Here is a 5,284-nt window from a genome sequence, read left to right as displayed (position 1 = left end):
TCAAACACATTTCTTCTGTATTTCACGACCAACACAAGGTGATAATACAACAAGAATACTGAATGGTTATTACTATCTAATTTCATTTATATACCAGCCTTTATAATTTATAAGACTGATTATATCAGAGGCGAAATAAAAAGGAAAACCTTTTGGCTACGTCAAACCGAAATTCATCTCCCACCTACCGTTGGGCTACGCCCTTCACACGCTTGAGGAAGAAGAATTCTTTCGGGAAATTCGTTAAATTAACGCACATCTTAACATCCATGCTGTTAAGATCGTAGTTTAAATTAACTTACTCATTTTTTTAACCTAAAACCTGCAACTTTTAAAATTTTAATGAGAAAGCTAATAAAATATCTACAAAACATAAAAAAAATTGAAAACCTATTATACAAGCTTATACATCAATAAAAAAAACGAATATATTGTCATTGAAAAGTTTTAAAAAATTTAAAGTGATTTTAAAAGGAGATTAGATAATATGAGCGAACAATGTCCAATCAATGTACCTTGTCAGGCAGTAGGACAAACTCAAACACCATTAAGTGATGCAGCTGCAGCACCAATTACTACGCCAGGAACACCGATTGTAAAAATCCCAGTTGTATTAGCAGAAAGAACAATTCAAATTGTTGTAGAATCGGATGTTCCATTAGATCCTCCAGCAGTTGAAATTAAACGTGTGTTAAAAAACGTATTTTTAACACAATGTAAGTTAGTTCCTGTTGCATTCACTCCAGTAGATGGTACACCTTATCGCCGAGTTACAAGAGCAAAATTATTTGTACAAGGATATATTCGTAAAAACATTGAGTATGCATCTAGCGAGTGTAACGCACCTTTATTTGATCGTATCGCTAATATTAATTTTAGTGGGTTTGCAGATCTGACGGAAGATGATTTTCTATCATTAGCTTTAGTAGCTTCTTCTTCAGACACAACATCGCACTTTATTAATCCTAAAAATGGTGATTTACCACGTCTAGACAAATACTTTTTCGAAAATGCAGTTTTTTATAACGAACAACCATATTGTGAATTAGTCAGTGCTCAATTTTTTGAATTAGACTTTTCCCCTTGTCCAACAGAATTAAACGAACCATTTGATACTCTTCGTGAAAAAATTGTACTAGACCTTACTTTAAAAGTTTTACAAGTACAACAAGTACAAGTACTAGGATAAAACAAAGAAGCACTCATTTTGAGTGCTTCTTTGTTTTATAAATTTTTAACTCAGAAAACTTCTTATTTTACAAGGTCAACCCACTTAAAAAGAACACCAATGTCCGTTGATGTTCTTAAAAGGAAACTATAAAATTGAAATAAGTGAGTGAAACCAATTCCAATACTATAATATATGCTCGACTAACATTTATAGTGTTAAAAATTAAATATTATCATTAATAATAGATGGAAAACTCACTTCTTATTTTTTAAAAAATAAAAAGTGAATTTCTCTTTACCATTAGATTTTAATTTATCATTTTAGCGAAGAAGAATCCTTCGGGTGAAGGGTCATAAACTAGTGAGTAGGTGGGAAATGGATTGGCTTCGAACAAGGGATGGAAGGAAGCCATCTTAATTGTTCGACATACAGAAAGTGTTACTTCGCTACGAATGGAATGTATGTTTGGTTCGGTTCGGGATAGTCATATACCGAAATGAAGGTGAATGAAATGATGATTGATAAAGTCTAAAAGTTTCGTATCTATCCAAATCAAGCACAAGCAATTCTAATCAACAAAACGATTGGTTGTTCTCGCTTTGTATTCAATCATTTCCTATCTTTATGGGATCACGCATATAAAGAGACAGGAAAAGGATTGACCTATAGTACATGCTCTGCCAAACTACCTGTCATGAAGAGAGAGTTTGTTTGGCTAAAAGAAGTGGATAGTATTGCGATTCAGTGGTCTGTTCGTAACCTTGCGGATGCTTATACACGCTTTTTCAGTAGATAACAAGTTATGTTAGAAAGAACAGTAATTGCTAAGTACTCATTTTTATATAAATTTTTACAGCATCTTTCTCTATAAAATCGAAAGCAAAGGGTGATTGGTATGCTTGAAATTTCTTTGGATTTTCAAAGTTAGCTTCACTTGTAAAAACATTGCCAAGTATTTTTTCTTCGACGATGCTAAATTGATGTTCCTCTTTAATATCTTTTGATTCTATAAGACCTTTAAAGGGCACGTTACTATGAATTCTATAGTTTGGAATTACCTTGTTATAAGCTAAAGCTGTATAAGTAATAGTCTTACGAATAAATCCCGAAATAATGACTACTTCTGAACACACCTTTTCAATCGTAGTAAATATTTGTCTATTTACTTTGATGGTTCCTTTTTGGGCAGGAGGAACTAACTGGATTTTATGCTCTATAAATTGTTTAAAGCACAATATTTTCGATTTAGGTAATTTTGGATTTTTTTTCGTTTTTTTCGTTTTTGGAGTTTTAGAAAAGCATGGAGATATTCTTGTTACTTTGGGAATTCCTGATAAATTAATATGTGGGAAATAAGGCGTACTTGTTATAATAAAATTTTTCTTGGAATGTAAATTCATATACGTTTCCGCACCTTTCCAATGGAATATAGTTTAAAATATGTCCTCCTCATCATATATGCTTCTTTTTGATAAGGAATTTTCTAAAATGAGCTTATGTCATATATCGATAGGATTTTTGAGTAATAGGAGTTGCATCACATCGCTATCAAGCTAAGGAATTGATTGGTCTCAAAAATGAAAAAAGAAAGCCAATCGGATCTCTTTTTTTATGTTAGCCAACTTTTTCAATAAGAAATGATGCCTCACCAATAAAAATAAGTCCAGCAGAAAGTCTAATTAATGCTCGAAGAACATACCTTTGGTTTAATGAAAGTAAAACTGTTTTTGATGCTATATTTCTATTGCCCTAATCCAGATTGATTCGTATTTGAGAAAGAAAATTAACAGTATCGTTTATCGTAAAATTTATAATAAGAATTCTTGAATTTTCTCCAGATACACTAACTCCTGTCGTAAACGTTACAGCATATACACCAGCATTACCAACCGTTATTGAATTATCAGCAGTAATTAATATAACTCCAATAAAAGGTCCTGTGGGTAAAGAGAATGGAGGGCTAGGTGGCAATGTAGGATACAGTAAATTCGGATCAAATGCTGCTCCAATCAAAAGAACATGTTTTTCATTTATGTATATACCTCTTTACAATGCTTGTACTTATCATAATTCTAGATCAATGACCTTCCTATAAGCGGAATCTCTCTTTTTTTATTTTCTTTCGACAAAATATGGGACTATATTTTCAATAACAAAGAGTTAAAAATCCAAGTCAATCGTCAGGATTTATGCTTATTAGGGTTACTATAGGGCGACGCGAGATAATTCATCCATAATATTTTTATATCTATATAACTAAAAAAATAATATCTATATCTGATGAAATACAACTATACATTTAAGAAGTTCAAAGTTTCTTCTCTCTAAATATCTTACGAGATTCTGCTAGTGATGTTAGTTTCGTGCAGAAAACAAGTAAATTGTTAAAAAGAATTGTGGTGATACCCTAGGTGAAGTTGCAGAACCCTAGCTTTCATACTGTAAAAGTTCTTTGAGGATGTGAGGAACTGTCATGGTAAAGGAAATGCTAAATAAAGGGCATAGAATCGATTATATGGAAAGGAATTAAAAATTTATAATTAATATAAAAGGATATATAACGATAAAAAAGAACCTAAATTCTTGACAGATAGAAAATAAGTTCTTTCTTTGTTAGTGGAGTTTTATTTAGTAGTGTGTTGGAGCACTATATAATATATGTATTTATAAGTAAGGGGTTTTTAATTTGCAAAATATATATCTTTAAAAAATAGAAAAAAGGTCAGTTTTTAACTGACCTTTTTTCTATTTTTTAAAGATAGCTAACGAACAGGTAATTTGGGATTTGGAGTATAGTAAGATGTTAATCATCTCATTGTTAATGTATGCAGGTAATACAAAATGGCTTGTACAATTGTTAAAATTAGTGAACTTTTTTTATGAATTAGTGAATTGGATGTTTGATAGAGGAAGTAAGTCTAATCAATTAATTTATTTCTTTCATAATATATAATGCAAATAAATTTTTTAGGGAAAAGGGGGTATGTTAAATGTCTTTTCAACGTAGATGTGAATGTGATGTATGTAATAGAAATCGAAGAAGACGTGGTGAGGAAGTAAGAGAACTGAGAAATCTCGAAGGTCGAAGAAGATTAAATGGTTTACGAGAAGGTGACAGAATTACAGTTTTTTCAGGCGGAACTGCGATAGATGGAACAGGTGTCTTTATTCGTGTAGAGGATGGATTTCTTGTTTGGGTAGATGCTGCTGGGACACTTAATGTGACAAGCCTAGATGTTATTAGTGTTCGACGCGTAGGTTAATAGCACTTGAAATAATGTAAATGTGTTGAATGCAATAGAACTTGAAGAAATAGGACCATGAGGAGGTGAGCGAAGTGGGGAATAGAAGATTAGATGGTTTACGAGAAGGCGACAGAATTACAGTTTTTTCAGGTGGAGGTCCGATAGATGGAACAGGCGTCTTTATTCGTGTAGAGGATGGATTTCTTGTTTGGGTAGATGCTGCTGCGACACTTAATGTGACAAGCCTAGACGTTATTAGTGTACGGCGTGTAGTTTAATAGCACTTGAAAATAATGTAAATGTATTAAATGTAATAGAGATTGAAGAAATAGGGACCATGAGGAGGTGAGCGAGATGGGAAATAGAAGATTAAATGGTTTACGAGAAGGTGACAGAATTACAGTTTTTTCAGGCGGAACTGCGATAGATGGAACAGGCGTCTTTATTCGTGTAGAGGATGGATTTCTTGTTTGGGTAGATGCTGCTGGGACACTTAATGTGACAAGCCTAGATGTTATTAGTGTTCGACGCGTGGGTTAATAATACTTGAAATAAATATAAGTAAAAGATAAGAGGGGAGGGCTCTTATCTTATTTTGTTTTTAGGAATTATTATGTTATGTAGATTATATTAGGTATTTAAATACTTAAAAAGGGATTTATATAAAATAAATCCCTTTTTAAATTGATAAGAGAGGTAGGATACATTATATGTGTAAATTTTTAATTGGGTTTGTACTTTTTTAATAATTTATTTGTTTTATGTAAAAGGTGCCAAGAAATACTTTGTAGTTTTATTTCTTGGCGTGGGTATTTATTTGGGTCATTTGGATGCCGACCTTACAATAGTATATGTCCGATATATGGAA

General features: G+C 32.1%; 7 protein-coding genes and 2 pseudogenes. 6 read left to right on the top strand and 3 right to left on the bottom strand.

Annotation, left to right across the window (positions count from 1 at the left end):
• Window positions 1-86: pseudogene (locus tag ACTFR3_RS30345) on the bottom strand (IS200/IS605 family transposase); the annotation flags it as partial.
• Between the two features lie 401 nt (window positions 87-487).
• Between ACTFR3_RS30345 and ACTFR3_RS30340 the strand changes: the two are divergent.
• Together ACTFR3_RS30340 and ACTFR3_RS30335 are read left to right on the top strand one after the other, a co-directional pair.
• The gene (locus tag ACTFR3_RS30340) at window positions 488-1,189 is read left to right on the top strand and encodes a CsxC family protein (protein WP_098853187.1); all 702 of its coding nucleotides are present in this window, start codon (window positions 488-490) and stop codon (window positions 1,187-1,189) included.
• Between the two features lie 523 nt (window positions 1,190-1,712).
• Window positions 1,713-1,964, top strand: a pseudogene (locus tag ACTFR3_RS30335) (helix-turn-helix domain-containing protein); the annotation flags it as partial.
• 31 nt (window positions 1,965-1,995) lie between these two features.
• Here the strand turns inward: ACTFR3_RS30335 and ACTFR3_RS30330 are convergent.
• A complete protein-coding gene (locus ACTFR3_RS30330) occupies window positions 1,996-2,571 on the bottom strand; it encodes a hypothetical protein (protein WP_440045169.1) in 576 nt (191 codons plus the stop codon).
• A gap of 349 nt (window positions 2,572-2,920) precedes the next feature.
• A complete protein-coding gene (locus ACTFR3_RS30325; protein ID WP_409532423.1) occupies window positions 2,921-3,184 on the bottom strand; it encodes an exosporium leader peptide-containing protein in 264 nt (87 codons plus the stop codon).
• 787 nt (window positions 3,185-3,971) lie between these two features.
• Between ACTFR3_RS30325 and ACTFR3_RS30320 the strand changes: the two genes are divergently transcribed.
• From ACTFR3_RS30320 to ACTFR3_RS30305, 4 genes are all read left to right on the top strand, one after another.
• The gene (locus ACTFR3_RS30320; protein WP_409532422.1) at window positions 3,972-4,124 is read left to right on the top strand and encodes a hypothetical protein; all 153 of its coding nucleotides are present in this window, start codon (window positions 3,972-3,974) and stop codon (window positions 4,122-4,124) included.
• A 37-nt stretch (window positions 4,125-4,161) separates the two neighbouring features.
• Window positions 4,162-4,434 carry a hypothetical protein gene (locus ACTFR3_RS30315; protein WP_439963187.1) on the top strand — a complete coding sequence of 91 codons (273 nt, stop codon included), beginning with the start codon at window positions 4,162-4,164 and terminating at the stop codon, window positions 4,432-4,434.
• A 74-nt stretch (window positions 4,435-4,508) separates the two neighbouring features.
• Window positions 4,509-4,694 carry a hypothetical protein gene (locus ACTFR3_RS30310; protein WP_016119599.1) on the top strand — a complete coding sequence of 62 codons (186 nt, stop codon included), beginning with the start codon at window positions 4,509-4,511 and terminating at the stop codon, window positions 4,692-4,694.
• A gap of 76 nt (window positions 4,695-4,770) precedes the next feature.
• Window positions 4,771-4,956 carry a hypothetical protein gene (locus ACTFR3_RS30305; RefSeq protein WP_098853192.1) on the top strand — a complete coding sequence of 62 codons (186 nt, stop codon included), beginning with the start codon at window positions 4,771-4,773 and terminating at the stop codon, window positions 4,954-4,956.
• Window positions 4,957-5,284: the final 328 nt, after the last annotated feature.

This window comes from Bacillus cereus group sp. MYBK14-1, assembly GCF_051916885.1.
GTDB lineage: Bacteria > Bacillota > Bacilli > Bacillales > Bacillaceae_G > Bacillus_A > Bacillus_A cereus.
This window is presented reverse-complemented; position numbering and strand designations above follow the sequence as displayed.

Excerpts from the sequence above, each read along its gene's own strand:
- ACTFR3_RS30315 (WP_439963187.1), top strand. The coding sequence starts at position 4,162 with ATGTCTTTTCAACGTAGATGTGAATGTGATGTATGTAATAGAAATCGA.
- ACTFR3_RS30330 (WP_440045169.1), bottom strand. The coding sequence starts at position 2,571 with ATGAATTTACATTCCAAGAAAAATTTTATTATAACAAGTACGCCTTAT.
- ACTFR3_RS30305 (WP_098853192.1), top strand. The coding sequence starts at position 4,771 with ATGGGAAATAGAAGATTAAATGGTTTACGAGAAGGTGACAGAATTACA.
- ACTFR3_RS30320 (WP_409532422.1), top strand. The coding sequence starts at position 3,972 with ATGTTAATCATCTCATTGTTAATGTATGCAGGTAATACAAAATGGCTT.
- ACTFR3_RS30340 (WP_098853187.1), top strand. The coding sequence starts at position 488 with ATGAGCGAACAATGTCCAATCAATGTACCTTGTCAGGCAGTAGGACAA.